Consider the following 19,250-nt stretch of genomic DNA (forward strand, 5'->3'; position numbering starts at 1 on the left):
TGCGCGTCGCCCCCATGATCCGCGCGGCCGCCGGGCCGCAGACGAACACGAATGACGCGCCTCTGCGCCGCGCGGGCGGAGAAGCTCACGAGAGGGGTGCAGAGTGACCACCGTTGCCCATGTTCATGAGGAGACCGACAGCCCGTTCGCGCTGTCGCACCTGGACTCGCTGGAGTCGGAGGCCGTTCATATCTTCCGTGAGGTGGCGGGTGAGTTCGAGCGGCCGGTGATCCTGTTCTCCGGTGGCAAGGACTCCATCGTCATGCTGCACCTGGCGCTGAAGGCGTTCGCGCCGGCGCCGGTGCCGTTCACGCTGCTGCATGTCGACACCGGGCACAACTTCCCCGAGGTGATCGAGTACCGCGACCGGACGGTGGAACAGCACGGGCTGCGGCTGCATGTGGCTTCCGTGCAGGAGTACATCGACGCCGGGAAGCTGCGCGAGCGTCCCGACGGGACGCGTAACCCGTTGCAGACGGTGCCGCTGACCGAGGCGATCCAGCAGCACCGTTTCGACGCGGTGTTCGGCGGCGGCCGGCGTGACGAGGAGAAGGCCCGCGCCAAGGAGCGGGTGTTCTCGCTGCGTGACGAGTTCTCGCAGTGGGACCCGCGCCGCCAGCGCCCGGAGCTGTGGCAGCTCTACAACGGCCGCCACGCTCCCGGTGAGCACGTGCGTGTGTTCCCGCTGTCGAACTGGACCGAGCTGGATGTGTGGCAGTACATCCAGCGGGAGAAGATCGAGCTTCCGCAGATCTACTTCGCGCACGAGCGTGAGGTGTTCGCCCGGGGCGGGATGTGGCTGACGGCGGGCCAGTGGGGCGGGCCCAAGGACACCGAGACCGTGGAGAAGCGGCTGATCCGCTACCGCACCGTCGGTGACATGTCCTGCACCGGCGCGGTGGATTCCGACGCCACCACGCTGGACGCCGTGATCGCCGAGATCGCCGCTTCCCGACTCACCGAGCGGGGCGCGACCCGCGCCGACGACAAGCTGTCCGAGGCCGCGATGGAAGACCGCAAGCGCGAAGGGTACTTCTAGCCATGACCATCACCACGGAACAGGTCGCGGTGACGGCGACGACGCTGCTGCGTTTCGCGACCGCCGGGTCCGTCGACGACGGCAAGTCCACGCTGGTGGGCCGGCTGCTGCACGACTCCAAGTCGGTCCTCGCCGACCAGCTGGAGGCCGTGGAGCACGCCTCGCGCTCCCGTGGCCAGGAGGCGCCGGACCTGGCGCTGCTCACCGACGGCCTGCGGGCCGAGCGTGAGCAGGGCATCACCATCGACGTCGCCTACCGCTACTTCGCCACCCCGCGGCGCCGGTTCATCCTGGCCGACACCCCCGGGCATGTGCAGTACACCCGCAACATGGTCACCGGCGCTTCGACCGCCGAGCTGGCCGTGGTCCTGGTCGACGCCCGCAACGGCGTGGTCGAGCAGACCCGCCGCCACGCCGCCGTCGCCGCCCTGCTGCGCGTCCCGCACGTCGTCCTCGCGGTCAACAAGATGGACCTCGTCGACTACGCGGAGCCCGTCTTCGCCGCGATCGCCGAGGAGTTCACGACGTACGCCTCCGAGCTCGGCGTCCCGGAGATCACCGCGATCCCGATCTCCGCGCTCACCGGCGACAACGTCGTGGAACCCTCCGCCAACATGGACTGGTACGGCGGCCCCACCGTCCTGGAACACCTGGAGACCGTCCCGGTCAGCCATGACCTGACGGCCTGCCACGCGCGTTTCCCCGTGCAGTACGTGATCCGCCCGCAGACCGCCGAACACCCCGACTACCGGGGCTACGCAGGTCAGATCGCGGCCGGCGCGTTCCGCGTCGGCGAGCAGATCACCGTCCTGCCCTCGGGCCGTACGTCGACGATCACCGGGATCGACGCGCTCGGCGAGTCCGTGGACATCGCCTGGGCACCGCAGTCCGTCACGCTCCGGCTCGCCGACGACATCGACATCTCCCGCGGCGACCTCATCGCCCCGAGCGGTGACGCCCCGACCACCAGCCAGGACGTCGAGGCGACGGTCTGCCACGTCGCCGACCAGCCGCTGACGGTGGGCCAGCGGGTCCTGCTCAAGCACACCACCCGCACGGTCAAGGCGATCGTCAAGGAGATCCCGTCCCGGCTGACCCTGGACGACCTCTCCCAGCACCCCGAGCCGGGACAGCTCGTCGCCAACGACATCGGCAGGGTCAAGGTCCGTACCGCCGAGCCGCTCGCGCTCGACGCCTACGCCGACTCCCGCCGCACGGGCTCCTTCCTCCTCATCGACCCCGCCGACGGCACCACACTCGCCGCCGGCATGGCCGGCGAGGCCTTCGCCACCGCCCAGGCCGTGGACACGGCCGACGGCGCGGACGACGGCGCGGACGACGAGGGCTGGGACTTCTGAGATGACCCGGGACATCTACGGAACCTTCGCCAAGGAGGGCGGCCGGGTCGGTTCCGGCGCCCTCGGCGCGGGCCGGGGAGGGGTCGCGCGATGTGCGTGCTGACCCCGATGCGCCGCGTACCCGGCGCGCCGCAGCTCCACCGGTCCCATGAACGACACCGACGAAGAAGCCTTCGAAAACCCTGAGGGGAACACCTCCGTGCCTGCCTCCCGCACCATCTCGCGCCGCTCTCTGGCCGCCGTCGCGGCTCTGCCGCTGCTGATCGGCGCTCTGGCCTCCTGCGGCTACGGCTCCCAGGCCAAGAGCGACGAGAAGAAGGTGGCGGCGGTGGGCGCGAAGCTCTCGGCCGACGCCGTCCGGCTCGGGTACTTCCCGAACCTGACGCACGCCACCGCTCTGGTGGGCGACGAAGAGGGCATCATCCAGAAGGAGTTGGGCGGCACGGAGCTGAAGGTCGCCACCTTCAACGCCGGTCCCTCCGCGATCGAGGCGCTGAACGCCGACTCGATCGACATCGGTTTCATCGGCCCCTCCCCCGCGATCAACGGCTACACCAAGTCCAAGGGCAAGAACCTGCGCATCATCGGGGGCTCGGCCTCCGGGGGTGTGAAGCTGGTAGTGAACCCGGACAAGATCAAGACCCTGGACGACGTCAGGGGCAAGAGGATCGGCACTCCGCAGCTCGGCAACACGCAGGACGTGGCCTTCCTCGACTGGATCTCGGAGAAGGGCTGGAAGGTCGACGCCCAGAGCGGCAAGGGCGACGTCTCCGTGGTCCGTACGGACAACAAGGTGGCCCCTGACGCCTACAGGTCCGGCTCGATCGACGGTGCCTGGGTGCCGGAGCCGACCGCGTCCAAGCTGGTCGCCGAGGGGGCGAAGGTCCTGCTCGACGAGTCGGAGCTGTGGCCCGAGAAGAAGTTCGTGATCACGAACATCGTCGTGTCGCAGAGGTTCCTCGCCGAGCACCCGGACGTGGTCGAGGCGGTGCTGCGCGGTTCGCTGAAGACCAACGAGTGGATCAACGCCAACCCCGACAAGGCGAAGGCGTCCGCCAACTCCCGACTGAAGGAACTCACCGGCAAGCCGCTGAGCGCCGAGGTCATCGACAGCGCCTGGCCGTCGATCCAGTTCACCGACGACCCGCTGGCCGCCACGCTCCGGACCCAGGCGGGCCACGCGGTGAAGGCGGATCTGCTCGAACAGCCCGACCTGAACGGCATCTACGACCTGAAGCCGCTCAACAAGGTCCTGAAGGCCGCCGGCAAGCCCGAGGTCTCCGACGCCGGTCTCGGCGTCAAGTAAGTCCGCCGCTCATACCCAGGAGGTGACGACCATGGCCACGACCGCGACGCTCGCCAAGGCCGAGGACCGTGTGGCGGTGACCCACGCCGCCCGGATCGAGCATGTCTCGAAGTCCTTCGGCGGCCCCGCCGGCGGGCAGCTCGTGCTCGACGACATCTCGCTCGATGTCGCCCCGGGCGAGTTCGTCACCCTCCTGGGTGCCTCCGGCTGCGGAAAGTCCACCCTGCTCAACCTGGTCGCCGGGCTCGACCGGCCGTCCGCGGGGTCCATCGAGACCCCCGGCGGCCGGCCGGCCCTGATGTTCCAGGAGCACGCGCTGTTCCCGTGGCTCACCGCGGGCAAGAACATCGAGCTGGCGCTGCGGCTGCGCGGGGTGCCGCGGGCCGAGCGGCGCCCGGAGGCGGAGCGCCTGCTCGACCTGGTCCGGCTCGGCGGCTCGTACGGCAAGCGGGTGCACGAGCTGTCCGGTGGCATGCGCCAGCGGGTGGCCCTGGCCCGGGCGCTCGCCCAGGACAGCGATCTGCTGCTGATGGACGAGCCGTTCGCGGCCCTCGACGCGATCACCCGTGACGTGCTGCACGACGAGCTGACCCGGATCTGGCGGGAGACGAACCTGTCGGTGCTGTTCGTGACCCACAACGTGCGCGAGGCCGTACGCCTTGCCGAGCGTGTGGTGCTGCTGTCGTCCCGGCCGGGGCGGATCGCCCGGGAGTGGACCATCGGCATCCCGCAGCCGCGCCGTATCGAGGACGCCGCCGTGGCGGAGCTGTCCGTCGAGATCACCGAAGAACTGCGTGGGGAGATCCGCCGTCATGGCCAGCACTGAAACGACCACCAAGGCCGACGACCTGGCCGGCCTGGAAGCGGGCCTCGACGCGCTGGACGCGGTGCAGGTGCGCCGGACGCCGGTGCGCGAGGTCCTGGTCAAGAAGGTCCTGCCGCCGGTCCTCGCCGTCCTGCTGGTGCTCGCGGTCTGGCAGGTGCTCGTCGTCGCGGAGGTCACCGACGAGTCCAAGCTTCCGGCGCCGTCCGCGGTGTGGGACAGCCTGACCACGATGTGGCTGGAGGGCACGCTCCTCGGCGTCCTCTGGACGAGCGTCTCGCGCGCCCTGCTCGGCTTCCTGCTCGCCCTCGCGATCGGTACGCCGCTGGGTCTGATCGTCGCCCGGGTGAAGTTCGTCCGCGCGGCCATCGGCCCGGTCCTGGCGGGTCTGCAGTCGCTGCCGTCGGTGGCCTGGGTGGCCCCGGCCGTGCTGTGGATCGGTCTCAACGACTCGATGATGTACGCGGTGATCCTGCTGGGCGCCGTGCCGTCGATCGCCAACGGTCTGGTGGCCGGTGTCGACCAGGTCCCGCCGCTCTTCCTGCGGGCCGGGCGCACGCTCGGCGCGACCGGGCTCAGGGGCGCCTGGCACATCGTGATGCCGGCGGCGCTGCCGGGCTATCTCGCGGGCCTGAAGCAGGGCTGGGCGTTCTCCTGGCGCTCGCTGATGGCGGCCGAGATCATCGCGTCCTCGCCCGATCTGGGCCTGGGCCTGGGCCAGTTGCTGGAGAACGGCCGCAACAACTTCGACATGCCGGGGATCTTCCTCGCCATCATCCTGATCCTGCTCGTCGGTGTCGCCATCGATCTGCTGATCTTCAGCCCGCTGGAGCGCGCGGTGCTGCGCGGCCGCGGCCTGCTGGTGAAGAGCTGACATGAGCGCCCCAGTCCTCCTCGTCATCGCCCACGGCAGCCGCGACCCGCGGCACGCCGCGACCGTGCACGCGCTGGTGCGCCGCGCCCGGTCGCTGCGGCCCGGGCTGCGCGTGGAGACGGCGTTCCTGGACTTCAACCTCCCGGCGGTGCCGGGGGTGCTCGACCGGCTCGCGGCCGACGGGGTACGGGACGTCGTGGCCCTGCCCCTGCTGCTGACCCGTGCCTTCCACGCGAAGGCCGACATCCCCGCGGTCCTGCGCCAGGCCCCACCGGGCCTGCGCATCCGCCAGGCGGAGGTCCTCGGCCCCTCGCCGCTGCTCGTGTCGGCGGTGGAGCAGCGGCTGTACGAGGCCGGGCTCACGCCCGGCGACAAGAGCGCGACCGGGGTCGTCCTGGCCTCGGCGGGCTCCACCGACCCGGAGGCGATCGCAGCGATCGCAGAAACGGCGCGGGAGCTGCGGCGCACCGGTTGGTGCTCCGTGCGGCCTGCGTTCGCCTCCGCATCTCTTCCGAGGACCGCGGACGCGGTCCGGGCCCTGCGCGCCGACGGGGTGCGCCGGGTGGCGGTGGCCCCGTACGTCATCGCTCCGGGCCGGCTGCCGGACCGCATCGCGGCGGGAGCCGCGGACGGCGGGGCCGATGTGCTCGCGGACGTCCTCGGCCCGTCGCCGGAGCTGGCCCGGCTGCTGATCGAGCGGTACGAGGAGTGCCGCGCGCGGCGGGCGGAGAACCTCGCGGCGCGGGCCGCCGGCTAGGCGCTGTCAGGCATCGAGGCAGGGCTGTTTGGCGGACGAGATGTTGCCGCGTCGACGTCGCGAGGTGAGCCTGAGCGGGACGTCACCAGGTCTCAGCGAGCGCGTCGGATCGCGCCGGCCGTGGTGCGCGGAACGGAGTGATCGCGATGCGGGTCATGCTGAGGGCCACCGTGGACACCGAGGCCGGGAACGAGGGCATCAAGAACGGCACGCTGCCGAAGCTCATGGAGTCGATGATCGAACGGCTCAAGCCCGAGGCGGCCTACTTCACGCCGAACGAAGGCTCGCGGTCGTGCATCCTGGTGTTCGACATGCAGGACGCCTCACAGATGCCCGGCATCGCGGAGCCGCTCTTCCAGCAACTCGGCGCGAAGATCGAGATCTGTCCGGTCATGAACGCCGATGACCTGCGGAAGGGCCTTGCCGCTCTCCGGTAGGAGAGCGACCTCGGCCGCTCACCGCCGGCTGCGCGGGTCGCGGCCGCTCGTCGCGAGGGCGCGCTCGAAGGCGGGGGCGTCCTCCCGTACCTCGGCCGGCTCCGCGAAGCCGTCGTACCGGCGGAACATCTCCGCGGACTCCTCGACGACCGTGAGCAGGAACCGCGCGGTCGGGTCCGGGAGGGTGAAGTCCTGGCCGGTGGAGCGGGCCAGGTCCCAGCCGTGCAGGGCGAGTTCCGCGAGGAGCATCGAGGCGACGGCCGTGGCCGGCATGGTGGCGAAGCCGAGGTCCACGTCGCCCTCCCAGGCGTCCGGCTTCTCCCAGGCCGCGAGCGCGCGGTCGAGCTGGGCCGCGTACTGCTCCGCCCAGTCGGCGTCGGCCGTGAAGTCGCGCTCGACGGTGGCCTCGGGGAGCTGCGTGCGCAGGGCGCGGTGCTCCAGGCCGTGGGAGGTGTAGAGGACGAGGTGGTGGGTGAGCTCGCGCACCGTCCAGTCGGTACAGACGGACGGCGCGGCGAGCTGCTCGGCGGTGACCGCCCGGGCGACGCGGACGGCCTCGGCGGCGCAGACGGTGAGGTGGGTGTGGATGTCGTTCATGCCGCCGACGCTACGAAGCGCCGCCCGCACCGGTCTTGAAGAATCGCGACAGCGGCCCCGTGACCGGGCTCAGCCGAAGTCGAGCCCGCCCGTCCGGGTCCGCTTGAGCTCGAACAGGTCGGAGTGGCCGGCCAGGACCCGGAAGCTGTCGAAGAGTTCGGCCGCCTTCGGGCCGCGCGGGATGGCCCGCAGGACCGGCCCGAACCAGACCGTGCCGTCGACGTGGATGGTCGGCGTCCCGACGTAGCCGTCCGCCTCCGGGTCCTTGCCGGCGTCGTGGCTGCGGCGCACGGCCTCGTCGTACGTCTCGTCGTGCGCCGCGTCGGCGAGTTCGGCCGGGAGGCCGAGCTCGGCGAGGGACTCGGCGACGACCACGTCGAAGTCCTTGTTCTTGTCCTGGTGGATGCGGGTGCCGTAGGCGGTGTAGAGGTCGCGCAGGACCGATTCGCCGTGCTTCTCCGCCGCCGCGACGGCCACCCGCACCGGGCCCATCGACTTGTCGACGAGTTCCCGGTACCAGTCGGGCAGTTCGTTGCCGATGTTGTGGAAGTACAGGCTCATCACCCGGAAGCGCAGCTCGATGTCGCGCTGCTGCTCGACCTCCAGCATCCAGCGGGAGGTGATCCAGGCGAAGGGGCAGGCGGGGTCGAAGTAGAAGTCGACGACGGGCTTGGGCTGGGTCTCAAGGGCCATGTCAGGAGCGTATCCAGCCAGTGGCCGCGTCCACCGGTCCATTCACGACTCCGTCGGCTGGGCCAATTCCGGGGGCCACGGCGGGTGTCGTAGCGTGCGGCCATGATCTCGGAGACGTACATGCTCGGCGGCGACCTTCCCGTACGGCGGCTCGGTTACGGCACCGCCCAGCTGACCGGGCCCGGCTACTGGGGGCCGCGCGGCGAGCGGGCGGACGCCGTCGCCGTGCTGCGAAGGGCCGTGGAGCGGGGGGTCACGCTCGTCGACACCGCCGACAACTACGGCCCCGGCCTGGCCGAGGAGCTGGTCGCGGAGGCGCTGCACCCGTACCGGGACGGTCTGGTGATCGCCACCAAGGGCGGGGTCGTACGGACGAGCGACAGCGCCTGGCACATCGAGGGGCGGCCGGAGCGGCTGCGCGCGATGTGCGAGGCGAGCCTGCGGCGGCTGCGGACGGATCGGATCGACCTCTACCAGCTGCACCGGCTCGACCCGCGGGTGCCGATGGCGGAGCAGCTCGGCGCGCTCGAAGACCTGCGCGCGGAGGGCAGGATCCGGCACGTCGGCCTGGACTCGGTGACGGCGGAGGAGCTCGCGCAGGCGCTGACGCTGTCGTCCTCGGTCGTCTCGGTGCAGAACCGCTTCAACCTCCTCGACCGGGAGTCGGCGGCGGTGCTGAAGGCCTGCGAGACGCACGGCCTGGCGTTCCTGCCGTGGTTCCCGCTGGCCGACGGCGCCCTGACCGGTGAGGCCGCGGCCGTGCTGGACGCGGTGGCGGGGCGGCTCGGGGCGAGCCGGGGCCAGGTCGCGCTGGCCTGGCTGCTGCACCACTCCCCCGTCCTGCTGCCCACCCCGGGCACCGGCTCACTCGCCCATCTGGAGGAGAACCTGGACGCGGCGTCCCTCCGCCTCGCCCCGGCGGAGCTCGCTCTCCTGGACGGACCGATGGGCGGGGGTGACGACGGGCTTTCCGGCGGCTGACCCTAGTCGCGGGTCATCTCCACCAGCTTGACCACGGTGTTCCAGTTGCGTGAGGTGGCCACGATCCCCTTGACGAGGGCGGGGCGGGAGAGCGCCTCGGCGAGCTTGGAGCGGCCGAGGCCCTCGGGGGCGTAGAGGTAGAGGCAGCGGTCGCCGAGGCGGAACTCCTCGGGCAGGAAGGCTGCTTGGTCGATCAAAGCGAACCTCTCCCGGCCGGCCTGCTCGGAGAAGTACGTGACGTGGACCTGCTTGGCCTCCAGTTCCGCGGCCGGGAACGGGCAGGCGTCGGCGACGGCGGCGAGGTACTCCGCGCCGCGGACGAGGCAGTCGACGCGGAAGCCGAAGTGCTTCTCGACGGCGTCTTCGAGGGCGGCGGCGAGCTCCTCGTCGGCCGGTTCGTCGGCGTCCGTGGTGAAGACGACGTTGCCGCTCTGCAGATAGGTCCGGACGTTGCGGTGGCCGAGCTCCTCCAGGAGGGAACGGAGTTCCGCCATCGGCACTCTGCGGTGTCCGCCCACGTTGATTCCGCGCAGCAGGGCGGCGTACGTCGTCGTCATGGTGCACACGATAGGGCGGCCGCCGTGCCCCGTGGGGGAGGGCACGGCGGCCGCCGGTCAGCGGGGCGGCGCCGCTACTCGACGATCTTGAGCAGCTTGTTGGCGGTGCCCTCGGAGGGGTTGGAGATCTTGTCGGAGGTCGCTCCGGCGACCAGGGCCTCGGCGACCTGGTCCGGGGTGGCGTCCTGGTGTGCCCCGAGGTAGACGGCGGCGGCGCCGACGACGTGCGGGGTCGCCATGGACGTACCGGAGATGGTCTTGGTGCCGGTGTCGCTGTCGTTCCAGGCCGAGGTGATCTCCGAGCCCGGGGCGTAGAGGTCCACCACGGAGCCGAAGTTGGAGAAGCTCGACTGCTGGTCGTCCTCGGTCGAGGAGGCGACGGTGATCGCCTCCTGGACGCGGGAGGGGGAGCCCTCGCCCGCGTCGGAGGACTCGTTGCCGGCGGCGACGCCGAAGGTCACGCCGGAGGCGATGGCCTTCTTGACGGCCTCGTCGAGGGCGGGGTCGGCGCCTCCGCCGAGGCTCATGTTGGCGACGGACGGGCCCTGGTGGTTCTTGGTGACCCAGTCGATGCCGGCGATGACCTGCTCGGTGGTGCCGGAGCCGTTGTCGTCGAGGACGCGGACGGCGACGATCTTGGCCTTCTTGGCCACACCGTGGGCGGTGCCCGCGATGGTGCCGGCGACGTGGGTGCCGTGGCCGTTGCCGTCCTGGGCCGTCTCGTCGTTGTCGACGGCGTCGAAGCCGTCGACGGCGCGGCCGCCGAAGTCCTCGTGGCTGACGCGGACTCCGGTGTCGATGACGTACGCCGTGACGCCCTCGCCCGCGCTGTCGGGGTAGGTGTACTTCTTGTCCCCGGCGGTCTCGGTCTGGTCGACCCGGTCCAGCCCCCAGGACGGCGGGTCGGTCTGGGTCGCGTTGATGGTGAACTTCTTGTTCTGGACGACCTTGGCGACGGCCGGGTCAGCGGCGAGGCGCTTGGCCTCGGTCTCCGAAAGGTCGTTGACCGAGAAGCCGTTGACGGCGGAGTCGTAGCTGCGGCGCAGGGTGCCGCCGTACTCCTTCGCCAGCTCGCCCTTGTCGGCCTTCCCGTCCAGCAGGACGACGTAGCTGCCTGCGACGGCGCCTTCCGCGCCGAGTCCGTAGACCGTTCCGAGGGCGGGCGTGGGGGCCGCGCCGGCGAACGGGCTGGTGAGGACGGTGACTCCGGCCGCGGCCGCGATCGCGGTCGAGACGGCGATGAGCTTCGTCCGGCGGACACGCTTGTGTATTGCCATGAAGAGGGGTCTCCTCGTCAGGATTTGTGGGGGGTTGAGCCACTGGAAGGAAACTCTCCGGTAGCTGCCTCGAAACCCTTGCTCATTGACGAGTGCAAATCAAGACCTTCATGTACCTGTGATTTACTCAACAAGGTTTCGTAATAATAAACCGGTCATCTCGGCCCAACTCGGCGCACGCGTAAGGCCCTCGGGTCTCCCGGGGGCCTTAGGTGCGACGTTCTACGGCAGTTCGGCCTCGATGAGGTCCGCCGCCCGGCGCGCCCCGCCCTCGTGCGCCATCCGCTGCTGGATCTCCTTGGCGCGGAGGGCCACTTCGGGGTCGTCGACGAGGGCGAGCACGGCTTCGCGCAGGCTCTCGGCGGTCGCCTCCTCCATCGGCAGGCGCCGGGCCACTCCCAGGGCCTGGAGCATGTCCGCGTTGCCGAACTGGTCGACGGCCTGCGGGACCGCGACCATCGGCGTGGCGGTGGCCAGCCCCTCCTGGCTGCCGCCCGCCCCGGCATGGGTGACGAAGGCGTCGGCCTGCCTCAGGATCGCCAACTGGGGTACCCAGGAGTGAACTTCGACGTTGGCCGGGATCTCACCCAGCTCCGACGGGTCGACGAACGCGCCGATCTGGAGCACGACGTGCCAGCCCGGCAGGTCCCCGAAGGCAGCGGCGCACGACCTGTAGAAGGCGGGCTGCTTGGTGAAGGCCGAGCCCAGGGAGACCAGGAGGACCTTCTCCGCGCCCGCCGGCCGCTGCCAGTCCCCCTGGTCCGCCCGGTCGCCCTGACAGGCTCCCACGAACGTGAAGACGGACTCGTCGACCCGGTCGGCGTGCGGCTGGAGCGCCTTGGGGATGAGCACGATCGCCCGGCGGGGGCGTGCGATGAGCCGGTCGGGGTGGGTGTCGACGCCGTGTTCGGTGAGCCAGTTCTCGAAGCGAGCGTAGTACGCCTTGCCCCGCTCGGACGCCTTGAGCTCGGCGAACATGGGCTCGGCGACCTCCTCCTCGTACCCCTCCCACGGGACGAGATTCGGCCAGAGTCCCACGGCGGGGACACCCCACCGGTGTGCGAGGACCGGAGCGGGGTAGGCGGTGATGTCGTGCAGGACGAGGTCGGGCCGGTCGGCGTCGAACGCCTCGGCGAGCTGCGGGAGGACGTGCATGGCGTCACGGAGGAACGGTTCGATGTTGTCGATCAGCTCGGTGCCCCAGGCGTCCGGGTCGTCGTCGGTGGGGAGGGTGGACTCGTAGACGACGGGGGTGGCGCCGGTCGCGGCGACCTTGTCGGCGAAGGAGGCGGGGATGGCGTAACTGACGCGGTGCCCGCGGGCGACGAGCTCGCGGATCACTTCGAGGCTCGGGTTCACATGGCCGTGGGCGGCGATGGAGAACATGGCGATGTGGGCAGGGCGCGGGGCAGTGGTCATGACTCGACAGTAGGCGAGACGAGACGTCTCGTACAGTCATTTCGATGCCGAAGGCCTTCGTCCCCGCTCGGCTCAGCGCCGCTGGTAGCGGGCAAGCACCAGATTGCCGTTCTCCACCAGGCGCTTGCGCAGCTCCGCCATGTCGATCGCCCCGCTGTAGAACTCCTGGTACGCCGGAGTCGCCACCTTGTCCTTCCACTCCGGGTAGCCGCGCACCGACTGCGCGGGCGCGGAGCGCAGGTGCCGCGCCACCGCGGCTCCCGTCGCCCAGCCGTCCTTCGCGGTGTGCAGCGACGGGTCCGCGAGGGCCGCCGTGCCGGTCGGCAGCATCCAGTCGCCCCGCGCGAGACGGACCATGTTCTCCGGCTGGAGGAAGAAGTCGAGGAACTGGGCCGCCTCCTTCTTGTGCGGGCTGTCCTCGGCGATGGAGAGCGTCTGCGGGCTGACGCCCTGGGCGAGCCCGTCCTTGCCCGCCGGCGCGGGAAGGACCGTCCACTCGAAGCCCTCCGGCGCCTGCTGGGCGATCTGCTGCCGGTACGAGAAGCCGAGCGGGACCATCGCGTACCTCCCGCCGAAGAAGCCCGGCAGGGCGTCCGAGCCGCCCGTGCCCAGGGTGGAGCGCGAGGCGCTGAGGTCGGTGTTGACCTGGTCGCGGAGGGTGCCGGGGACGACGCCGTCCTCCTCGGTGAAGCGGATGGTCACCTTGCCGTCGGCGCCCCGGTGGAAGAGCTGCCCGCCCGCCGAGAGCCCCAGGTTGAGGCTGACGGAGACCGGTTCCTTGAGCGGCCAGGCGATCGCGTACCTCCCCTCGCCCATGGAGGCGGTCAGATCCTTGGTGATCCGCCGGAACTCCTCCCAGCTCCAGGGATGTTCAGGGGTGGGGACGCGGACGCCGGAGGACTCCAGAATCCGCTTGTCGGCCATGATCACGCGTGGTTCCTGGAGGAACGGCACGCCGTGGATCCCGTCGCCGAAGGTCGTGGTCTCCCAACTGCGCGCCGGGATGTCGGACTTCAGACGGGAGGGCAGGAGGTCGGTCAGATCGGCGAGATAGCCGCCGTAGGCGAAGTCGGCCAGGTCGTCGGAGGCGTCGTGGATGATGTCGGGCGCCTCGCCGCCCTCGAAGGAGGTGAGGAGCTGGTCGTGTACGGAGTCCCAGCTGCCCTGGACGTAGTCGACCTGGATGCCGGGGTGGGCGGCGTTCCACTCCTTCACCAGTGCCTTGTTGGCGTCGACGGACTCCTTCTGCCACGCCAGGGACTGGAAGCGGAGCCGGATTGGGCCGCCCTCGGGGTCGTCCCCGGCGGAGCACCCGGTGAGGAGCAGCGCCAGCGCGGCCGCGGCCGACGTGAACACCCGTACGCGCATCAGGACTTCACCGCCCCTGTCAGCATCCCGCCCGTGATGCGTTTCTGGATGATCGCGAAGATGACGAGCGAGGGGATCGTGGCGAGGAAGGCGGCCGCGGCGAGCGGTCCGAGGTCGGCGACCCCCTCGGCGCCGAGAAAGTGGGTGAGGACGACCGGCAAGGTCTGCTTCTCCGGGGTCTTGAGCAGGACGAGCGCGAAGAAGAACTCGTTCCATGCGGTGATGAAGGCGAAGAGCGCGGTGGCGACGATGCCGGGGGCGAGCAGCGGGGCGGTGACCGAGACGAGCGTACGGAGCCTCCCGGCGCCGTCGACGGCCGCGGCCTCCTCCAGCTCGGCCGGGACCGCCCGTACGTACCCGGTCAGCATCCACAGCGCGAACGGCAGCGACCAGACGACGTACACCATGACGAGGCCGAGAAGGCTGTTGATCAGGTGCAGGTTCTTCAGGACGAGGAAGAGCGGGATGATCACCAGGACGAAGGGGAACGCCTGGCTGACCACGACCCAGCCGGTGGCGGCCGTGGCGAGCCGGCCGCGGTGGCGGGCCATCACATAGGCCATGGGCGTGGCGATGACGACCGCGATCAGGGCCGCCGCGAGGGCGGCGACCAGGCTGTTCCCGGCGGCCTGGAGCAGCGGCTGCTCGTCGAACGCCTGCCGGAAGTTGGCGAGGGTGGGGTCCTTCGGGATCCAGGTCGGGTGGAGCGAGCCCAGCTCGGGCGCCGGCTTGAAGGCGGTGGAGATCAGCCACAGGAACGGGAAGGCGAGGAAGACCAGATAGGCGAGGAGTGCGAGGTACTGGCCGAACCGCGCGGCTCTGCTGGTACGGAGCGTGCTCACCGGTCCTGGTCCCCCTTCAGCCGTCCGACGAGATAGAGGGCGAGGAGCACGGAGACGACGGCGACCATGACACAGCCCATGGCGGCGGCGTAGCCGAACTGCCCGTAACGGAAGGCCTCTTCGTAGGCGAAGAGCATGGGCAGCCGGGTGCGGCCGCCGGGTCCGCCGTTGGTCAGGACGTAGACCAGGGCGAAGGAGTTGAAGTTCCAGATGAAGTTGAGCGCGGTGATGGCGAGGGCCACCGGCTTGAGGGCGGGCCAGGTGACGGTACGGAAGCGGCGCCAGGCGCCCGCGCCGTCGAGGGCGGCGGCCTCGTGGAGTTCGTGCGGGGTGTTCTGCAGTCCGGCGAGCAGGGCGACCGTGGTCTGCGGCATGCCCGCCCAGATCCCGACGAGGATCACGGCCGGCAGGGCGGTGGCGAGTCCGGTGAGCCAGTCGCGCCCGTCGCCCAGGCCCAGGTCGCGGATCGTCTCGTTGAGGATGCCCGCGTCGGGGTTGTAGACGAGCCGCCACATGATGCCGACGACGACCTCGGGCATGGCCCAGGGGATGATCGCGAGCGCCCGGGCCAGCCAGCGGAAGCGGAGGTTCTGGTCGAGCAGGAGCGCGAGGCCGAGGGCGAGGAGGAACTGCGGGACGGTGACGCCGACGGCCCAGAGCAGGCCGATCCGGAACGAGTCCCAGAAGAGCGTGTCGTGCAGCAGGTCCTGGAAGTTGAGCGTGCCGACCCACTGGGTGGGCTGGGTGCGGCCGGACTGGGCGTCGGTGAAGGCGAGCGCGATGCCGTAGAGCAGCGGGCCGACGCTGAGGATCAGGATGGGGATGAGCGCGGGCAGCACCAGGAACCACGCGCTGTGGTCCCGTCCGGGACCGGGTCTCTTGCCGGCGGCCGCTGTTCCGCCGGACCGCTTCGTCGCGGTCGCCACACTCACAGAATCGACCTCATTGCGCCGTTTGCCGCATCGCATCGGGCTCCGTCATGGTCCTGACGGGCCGTCGGTTCGTCAAGGCGACCTGCGTGGATGCGAGACTTTGGCTGATTCGCACACGTACCGGGGAGAGACGGATGGACGAGGCGCGGGCACGGGAGATCCTGGCCGCCGTGGGGCTGCCGGTGGAGCTGCCGGGGCGCGCACCGGAGGCACCGCTCCTCGCGCTCGGCGAGAACGCGGTCTTCGCCGTGGGCGATCTGGTGGTGAAGATCGGCCGGGACGCGGAGCTGCTCCCCCGGGCCGAGCGGGAGCTCGCGCTCGCGGACTGGCTGGCGGAGACGGGCGTCCCGGCGGTACGGGCGGCGGAGCCGAAGCCACGTCTGGTGGAGGGCCACCCGGTCACCCTCTGGCACCGGCTCCCGGAGGCCGTGCGGCCGGCCGAGCCGCGGGACCTTGCCCCGCTGCTGCTGCGGATCCACGCCCTGCCGGAGCCCGCGTCCTTCACGCTCCCGCGCCGTGAACTGCTCGGCGGCGTCGAGCGGTGGCTGCGGCTCGCGGGGGACGCCATCGACCCGGCCGACGCGGCGTTCCTGCGCGAGCGGCGTGACTCCTTCGCCCCGGCGGCGGCCGCGCTCACCCCGCATCTGCCGCCCGGCCCGATCCACGGCGACGCGCTCCCCCGCAATGTCCATGTCGGCCCGGACGGGCCGGTCCTGGTCGACCTGGAGACCTTCTCCTCCGATCTGCGCGAGCACGACCTGGTGGTGCTCGCCCTCTCCCGTGACCGGTACGGGCTCGATCCGGCCGCGTACGACGCCTTCACCGAGGCGTACGGCTGGGACGTACGGGAGTGGGAGGGGTGCGCGGTGCTGCGCGGGGCCCGGGAGACCGCGAGCTGCGCCTGGGTGGCCCAGCACGCGCCGACGAACCCCCAGGCCCTGGCCGAGTTCGAGCGGCGGGTGACCTCGCTGCGGCACGGCGACCCCGAGGTGCGCTGGTACCCGTTCTGACATCATGTCCGGGGCTCGGAGTCCCTGACAGAAACGGGGTGTTGGGATGCGCGTGGAACTTTCCGAGGTGACGCTCGACGTCGAGGTGAGCGGCGAGAGCGGCCCGGCCGTCCTGCTGGTGCACGGCTTCCCGGACAGCCGCGACCTCTGGCGCCACCAGGTGCGGGCCCTGACCGCGGCCGGGTACAGGTGCGTCGCTCCCACCCTGCGCGGCTTCGGCTCCTCGGACCGGCCGGAGGGCGGCCCGGAGGCGTACCACCCGGCCAAGCACGTCGGCGACCTGCTGGAGCTGCTGGACCGGCTCGAGATCGAGCGCGCCCATCTGGTCGGCCACGACTGGGGCTCGGGCGTGGTCCAGGGGATCACGCAGGTCGCGCCGGACCGGGTGGTGAGTCTGACGCTCCTCTCGGTGGGGAACATCGCGTCGATCCTCGGCTCGGGCTGGGAGCAGAGGCAGCGCCTGTGGCACCTGCTCCTGTTCCAGCTGCGGGGGCTCGCCGAGGAGTGGCTCGCGCGGGACGACTTCGCGGCCCTGCGCGAGATGCTCGGGGATCACCCCGACGCGGAGGCGGTGCTCTCGCCTCTGCGTGCGCCGGGCGCACTCACCGCCGCCCTGAACATCTACCGCGCGGGCCTGCCCGCCGAGGCCCAGTTGGCCGCCCCGCGGCCGCCGGCCCCGCTGCGCGGCCCGGTCATGGGCATGTGGAGCGCCGGCGACCGCTTCCTCACCGAGCAGTCCATGACGGGCACCGGCAAGCACGTGGACGGCACCTGGCGCTACGAGCGCGTCGAGAACGCGGGCCACTGGTTCCCGCTGGACGCCCCGGAGCTGGTCAGTGAGCTGCTCCTGGACTTCTTCGCGGAGAACCCGGCGGGCTGAGGCCCGTCAGCCGGCCACCGGCGCGAACTCCCGCAGCGGCCACGACGGGTCGACGACCGCCTCCGGGCTGCCCTTGCGGCGCAGGAAGTCCTGGAAGTCCTCGGCCCAGACGCGGTACCAGCCGATCTGACGCTCATGCAGCTCCGCTGGGGTCAGCGCCGCCACCGACGCGTGCCGTTCGGCTATCGCGACCGCCACCCGCACCGCGGCCAGCGCGTCGGCCGCCGCCTGGTGGGCCGCTTCCAGGACGACGCCGTACTCCGCGCAGACCGCCTCCAGCGTCCGCTTCCCGCGGCGGTAGCGGTCGACGGCCCGGTCGATGGTGTACGGATCGATGACCGGGCCTATCGGGGCGCCGCCAAGGCGTGAGCTCAGTGAGGGAAGTCCGTGGCGGCGCAGCTCGGCCGAGAGCAGGGTGAGGTCGAACGAGGCGTTGTACGCCACGACCGGGACGCCCTGGGTCCAGTATCCCGTCAGGGTCTCGGCGATCTCGTCGGCGACCTCGACGACCGGCCGCCCCTCGGCGGCCGCGCGCTCGCTGCTGATGCCGTGGATCGCGGACGCCTGCGCCGGGATACGGATCCCGGGATCGGCGAGCCAGTCCCGCTGCCGCACCACCCGCCCGCCGTGGACGCCGACGACCGAGGCCGTCACGATCCGCGCCTCCAGCGGTTCGGTGCCGGTCGTCTCCAGGTCGAATCCGACCAGCTCTTCCCCGTGCCAAGCCATCGGGTCCTCCTTACGTGATCTCCCCCGTGGTGTCACACACCCTCGCACGAGCCACTGACAATGCACCGTGCCCGGTGCGGACAAAGCTCATGAAACAGGACGAGAGTCGAGCCAGACCGACTCGAACTCCTCCCGATATGTCACGAAAAGTCCGTGATCGGCGTCCTGCCCCTGCGGGCCGGCCCGCACCACGTTCCGCCCGCCCCCGCGCAGCACCAGGACCGGCGCCTCCATGCCGCGCGCCCGGCGCAGATAGGACTGGACGACGGCGACACCGTCCGGGCCGTCCCCGTCCACCAGGTACGCGGTGAAGCGCGGGGTCTCGTCGAAGACATGGATCTGGAAGGCATCCGGGTCGCGCAGCCGGGAGCGCACCCGCCGCATGTGGAGGATGTTCATCTCCACCGAGCGGCTCAGCTCGCCCTTCTTCAGGCCGAGTTCCCGCTCGCGCCGCTTGACCGCGCTGCTCGCCGGGTTCAGGAACAGCAGCCGTATCCGGCAGCCGGACTCGGCCAGCCGGACCAGGCGCCGTCCGGAGAAGTTCTGCACGAGCAGGTTCAGGCCTATGCCGGTGGCGTCGAGGCGCCGGGCCCCGCCGAAGAGGTCCTCGGCCGGCAGCTGCCGCTGCAGCCGGACCCGGTCGGGGTGGACGGAGACCACGTCCGCGTACCGGTCGCCGACGAGGTCCTCGACCGCGTCGACCGGCAGCCGGTCGGCGGACGGCACCCCCGCCCCGCTCCCGAGGATCTCCAGGAGCCGGGCGGAGGCCCGCTCGGACTGGGCCAGGACGGTCAGCGAGAGGGCGCGGTTGCGGGAGACGACGTTGCGGGTCACCTCCAGCTCGTCCAGGGCGAGTTCGACCTCGCGCCGGTCGTCGAAGTACGGCTCGAAGCACGGCCAGTGCTGCACCATCAGCTCCCGCAGCTGCGGGAGCGTGAGGAAGCTGAGGACGTTGTCGTCGGCCGGGTCGAGGAGGTAGCCCTTGCGCCGCGAGACCTCGCGGACGGCGACGGCCCGCTGGACCCACTCCTGCCCGGCCGGCCCGGCCGCGGCCACCACCCAGTCGTCGCCGTGCACCGGCTCGTACACCGGCCGCAGCACGGCGGCGACCACGGCCCGCAGCCGCTGCTCGACGAGGTTCAGCCAGATGTAGGCCCGCCCGGCCCGCTGGGCGCGCGTGCGCACCTCGCTCCAGGCTTCGGCGCCCCAGTCGAGCTCCGCCCCGATCTCCATCGGCCTGGCGACGGAGACCGCTCCGGGCGGGACGTCCACGGGTTCGGGGGAGCCCCCCTCCTGACCCGCGTCCCCTGGGGGCAGCTCCAGACCTCCCGAGCTCACCCGCGCACCGCCTTCTGCTCCTGAACGCCCGAT

Annotated in this window: 20 protein-coding genes; 10 read left to right on the forward strand and 10 right to left on the reverse strand. The window is 71.2% G+C overall.

Annotated features, from left to right (window positions below; genetic code table 11):
- Positions 1-103 precede the first annotated feature (103 nt).
- From cysD to FDM97_RS24305, 7 genes are all read left to right on the forward strand, one after another.
- Complete coding sequence (gene cysD / locus FDM97_RS24275; protein WP_137992605.1) at positions 104-1,039, forward strand: sulfate adenylyltransferase subunit CysD; 936 nt, start codon at positions 104-106, stop codon at positions 1,037-1,039.
- 2 nt (positions 1,040-1,041) lie between these two features.
- Entirely contained in the window at positions 1,042-2,397 is a 1,356-nt protein-coding gene (locus FDM97_RS24280) for a sulfate adenylyltransferase subunit 1 (protein WP_137992606.1), read from the forward strand.
- Between the two features lie 199 nt (positions 2,398-2,596).
- On the forward strand, positions 2,597-3,703 hold the full coding sequence (locus FDM97_RS24285; protein ID WP_137992607.1) for an ABC transporter substrate-binding protein: 1,107 nt from the start codon (positions 2,597-2,599) through the stop codon (positions 3,701-3,703).
- Positions 3,704-3,734: 31 nt separating this feature from the next.
- On the forward strand, positions 3,735-4,529 hold the full coding sequence (locus FDM97_RS24290; RefSeq protein WP_137992608.1) for an ABC transporter ATP-binding protein: 795 nt from the start codon (positions 3,735-3,737) through the stop codon (positions 4,527-4,529).
- Positions 4,516-5,400, forward strand: a complete 885-nt coding sequence (locus FDM97_RS24295) for an ABC transporter permease (RefSeq protein ID WP_137992609.1) — start codon at positions 4,516-4,518, stop codon at positions 5,398-5,400. Before FDM97_RS24290 ends, FDM97_RS24295 begins: the two co-directional genes overlap by 14 nt.
- Position 5,401: 1 nt before the next feature.
- Positions 5,402-6,157 (forward strand): sirohydrochlorin chelatase, encoded by a 756-nt coding sequence (locus tag FDM97_RS24300; RefSeq protein ID WP_137992610.1) that lies wholly within the window; start codon positions 5,402-5,404, stop codon positions 6,155-6,157.
- Between the two features lie 146 nt (positions 6,158-6,303).
- Positions 6,304-6,594, forward strand: a complete 291-nt coding sequence (locus tag FDM97_RS24305) for a DUF3303 family protein (protein WP_137992611.1) — start codon at positions 6,304-6,306, stop codon at positions 6,592-6,594.
- An 18-nt stretch (positions 6,595-6,612) separates the two neighbouring features.
- On the opposite strand, the gene FDM97_RS24310 is transcribed toward FDM97_RS24305, so the two are convergent.
- Together FDM97_RS24310 and FDM97_RS24315 are read right to left on the reverse strand one after the other, a co-directional pair.
- Positions 6,613-7,191 carry a TIGR03086 family metal-binding protein gene (locus FDM97_RS24310; RefSeq protein ID WP_137992612.1) on the reverse strand — a complete coding sequence of 193 codons (579 nt, stop codon included), beginning with the start codon at positions 7,189-7,191 and terminating at the stop codon, positions 6,613-6,615.
- Positions 7,192-7,260: 69 nt separating this feature from the next.
- Positions 7,261-7,884 carry a mycothiol-dependent nitroreductase Rv2466c family protein gene (locus FDM97_RS24315; protein WP_137992613.1) on the reverse strand — a complete coding sequence of 208 codons (624 nt, stop codon included), beginning with the start codon at positions 7,882-7,884 and terminating at the stop codon, positions 7,261-7,263.
- A gap of 102 nt (positions 7,885-7,986) precedes the next feature.
- Here FDM97_RS24315 and FDM97_RS24320 point away from each other — a divergent pair, with 102 nt between their 5' ends.
- A complete protein-coding gene (locus FDM97_RS24320; RefSeq protein WP_137992614.1) occupies positions 7,987-8,865 on the forward strand; it encodes an aldo/keto reductase in 879 nt (292 codons plus the stop codon).
- A gap of 2 nt (positions 8,866-8,867) precedes the next feature.
- Here FDM97_RS24320 and FDM97_RS24325 read toward each other — a convergent pair whose 3' ends face one another.
- From FDM97_RS24325 to FDM97_RS24350, 6 genes are all read right to left on the reverse strand, one after another.
- Positions 8,868-9,422: a DUF1697 domain-containing protein gene (locus FDM97_RS24325; protein ID WP_137992615.1), complete on the reverse strand. Its 555-nt coding sequence runs from the start codon at positions 9,420-9,422 to the stop codon at positions 8,868-8,870.
- Positions 9,423-9,496: 74 nt separating this feature from the next.
- The gene (locus FDM97_RS24330) at positions 9,497-10,699 is read right to left on the reverse strand and encodes a S8 family peptidase (RefSeq protein WP_137992616.1); all 1,203 of its coding nucleotides are present in this window, start codon (positions 10,697-10,699) and stop codon (positions 9,497-9,499) included.
- A gap of 222 nt (positions 10,700-10,921) precedes the next feature.
- Positions 10,922-12,118 (reverse strand): macrolide-inactivating glycosyltransferase, encoded by a 1,197-nt coding sequence (gene mgt / locus FDM97_RS24335; RefSeq protein WP_137992617.1) that lies wholly within the window; start codon positions 12,116-12,118, stop codon positions 10,922-10,924.
- A gap of 72 nt (positions 12,119-12,190) precedes the next feature.
- Positions 12,191-13,486, reverse strand: coding sequence for an ABC transporter substrate-binding protein (locus FDM97_RS24340; RefSeq protein WP_137992618.1), 1,296 nt, complete (start codon positions 13,484-13,486; stop codon positions 12,191-12,193).
- Complete coding sequence (locus tag FDM97_RS24345) at positions 13,486-14,328, reverse strand: carbohydrate ABC transporter permease (RefSeq protein WP_137992619.1); 843 nt, start codon at positions 14,326-14,328, stop codon at positions 13,486-13,488. Before FDM97_RS24345 ends, FDM97_RS24340 begins: the two co-directional genes overlap by 1 nt.
- Positions 14,325-15,296: a carbohydrate ABC transporter permease gene (locus tag FDM97_RS24350; RefSeq protein WP_137992620.1), complete on the reverse strand. Its 972-nt coding sequence runs from the start codon at positions 15,294-15,296 to the stop codon at positions 14,325-14,327. The genes FDM97_RS24345 and FDM97_RS24350 overlap by 4 nt, the downstream gene beginning before the upstream one ends.
- A 98-nt stretch (positions 15,297-15,394) precedes the next feature.
- Here FDM97_RS24350 and FDM97_RS24355 point away from each other — a divergent pair, with 98 nt between their 5' ends.
- Both FDM97_RS24355 and FDM97_RS24360 read left to right on the forward strand, forming a co-directional pair.
- Positions 15,395-16,270, forward strand: a complete 876-nt coding sequence (locus FDM97_RS24355) for a phosphotransferase enzyme family protein (protein ID WP_137992621.1) — start codon at positions 15,395-15,397, stop codon at positions 16,268-16,270.
- Positions 16,271-16,316: 46 nt separating this feature from the next.
- Positions 16,317-17,150 carry an alpha/beta fold hydrolase gene (locus FDM97_RS24360; protein WP_137992622.1) on the forward strand — a complete coding sequence of 278 codons (834 nt, stop codon included), beginning with the start codon at positions 16,317-16,319 and terminating at the stop codon, positions 17,148-17,150.
- A gap of 6 nt (positions 17,151-17,156) precedes the next feature.
- On the opposite strand, the gene FDM97_RS24365 is transcribed toward FDM97_RS24360, so the two are convergent.
- The gene (locus FDM97_RS24365) at positions 17,157-17,879 is read right to left on the reverse strand and encodes a 3'-5' exonuclease (RefSeq protein ID WP_137992623.1); all 723 of its coding nucleotides are present in this window, start codon (positions 17,877-17,879) and stop codon (positions 17,157-17,159) included.
- Between the two features lie 87 nt (positions 17,880-17,966).
- Positions 17,967-19,217 carry an SAV2148 family HEPN domain-containing protein gene (locus tag FDM97_RS24370; RefSeq protein WP_137992624.1) on the reverse strand — a complete coding sequence of 417 codons (1,251 nt, stop codon included), beginning with the start codon at positions 19,215-19,217 and terminating at the stop codon, positions 17,967-17,969.
- Positions 19,218-19,250 lie beyond the last annotated feature (33 nt).

It is taken from the genome of Streptomyces vilmorinianum (assembly GCF_005517195.1).
Taxonomy (GTDB): Bacteria; Actinomycetota; Actinomycetes; order Streptomycetales; family Streptomycetaceae; genus Streptomyces; species Streptomyces vilmorinianum.

What these genes read in the sequence shown, in the direction of transcription:
- FDM97_RS24315 (WP_137992613.1), bottom strand. Translation starts at nt 7,884, where the DNA reads ATGGCCCTTGAGACCCAGCCCAAGCCCGTCGTCGACTTCTACTTCGAC.
- FDM97_RS24355 (WP_137992621.1), top strand. Translation starts at nt 15,395, where the DNA reads ATGGACGAGGCGCGGGCACGGGAGATCCTGGCCGCCGTGGGGCTGCCG.
- FDM97_RS24330 (WP_137992616.1), bottom strand. Translation starts at nt 10,699, where the DNA reads ATGGCAATACACAAGCGTGTCCGCCGGACGAAGCTCATCGCCGTCTCG.
- FDM97_RS24340 (WP_137992618.1), bottom strand. Translation starts at nt 13,486, where the DNA reads ATGCGCGTACGGGTGTTCACGTCGGCCGCGGCCGCGCTGGCGCTGCTC.
- FDM97_RS24350 (WP_137992620.1), bottom strand. Translation starts at nt 15,296, where the DNA reads ATGCGATGCGGCAAACGGCGCAATGAGGTCGATTCTGTGAGTGTGGCG.
- mgt (WP_137992617.1), bottom strand. Translation starts at nt 12,118, where the DNA reads ATGACCACTGCCCCGCGCCCTGCCCACATCGCCATGTTCTCCATCGCC.
- FDM97_RS24360 (WP_137992622.1), top strand. Translation starts at nt 16,317, where the DNA reads ATGCGCGTGGAACTTTCCGAGGTGACGCTCGACGTCGAGGTGAGCGGC.
- FDM97_RS24310 (WP_137992612.1), bottom strand. Translation starts at nt 7,191, where the DNA reads ATGAACGACATCCACACCCACCTCACCGTCTGCGCCGCCGAGGCCGTC.
- FDM97_RS24300 (WP_137992610.1), top strand. Translation starts at nt 5,402, where the DNA reads ATGAGCGCCCCAGTCCTCCTCGTCATCGCCCACGGCAGCCGCGACCCG.
- FDM97_RS24290 (WP_137992608.1), top strand. Translation starts at nt 3,735, where the DNA reads ATGGCCACGACCGCGACGCTCGCCAAGGCCGAGGACCGTGTGGCGGTG.
- FDM97_RS24295 (WP_137992609.1), top strand. Translation starts at nt 4,516, where the DNA reads ATGGCCAGCACTGAAACGACCACCAAGGCCGACGACCTGGCCGGCCTG.
- FDM97_RS24325 (WP_137992615.1), bottom strand. Translation starts at nt 9,422, where the DNA reads ATGACGACGACGTACGCCGCCCTGCTGCGCGGAATCAACGTGGGCGGA.
- FDM97_RS24305 (WP_137992611.1), top strand. Translation starts at nt 6,304, where the DNA reads ATGCGGGTCATGCTGAGGGCCACCGTGGACACCGAGGCCGGGAACGAG.
- FDM97_RS24365 (WP_137992623.1), bottom strand. Translation starts at nt 17,879, where the DNA reads ATGGCTTGGCACGGGGAAGAGCTGGTCGGATTCGACCTGGAGACGACC.
- FDM97_RS24320 (WP_137992614.1), top strand. Translation starts at nt 7,987, where the DNA reads ATGATCTCGGAGACGTACATGCTCGGCGGCGACCTTCCCGTACGGCGG.
- FDM97_RS24280 (WP_137992606.1), top strand. Translation starts at nt 1,042, where the DNA reads ATGACCATCACCACGGAACAGGTCGCGGTGACGGCGACGACGCTGCTG.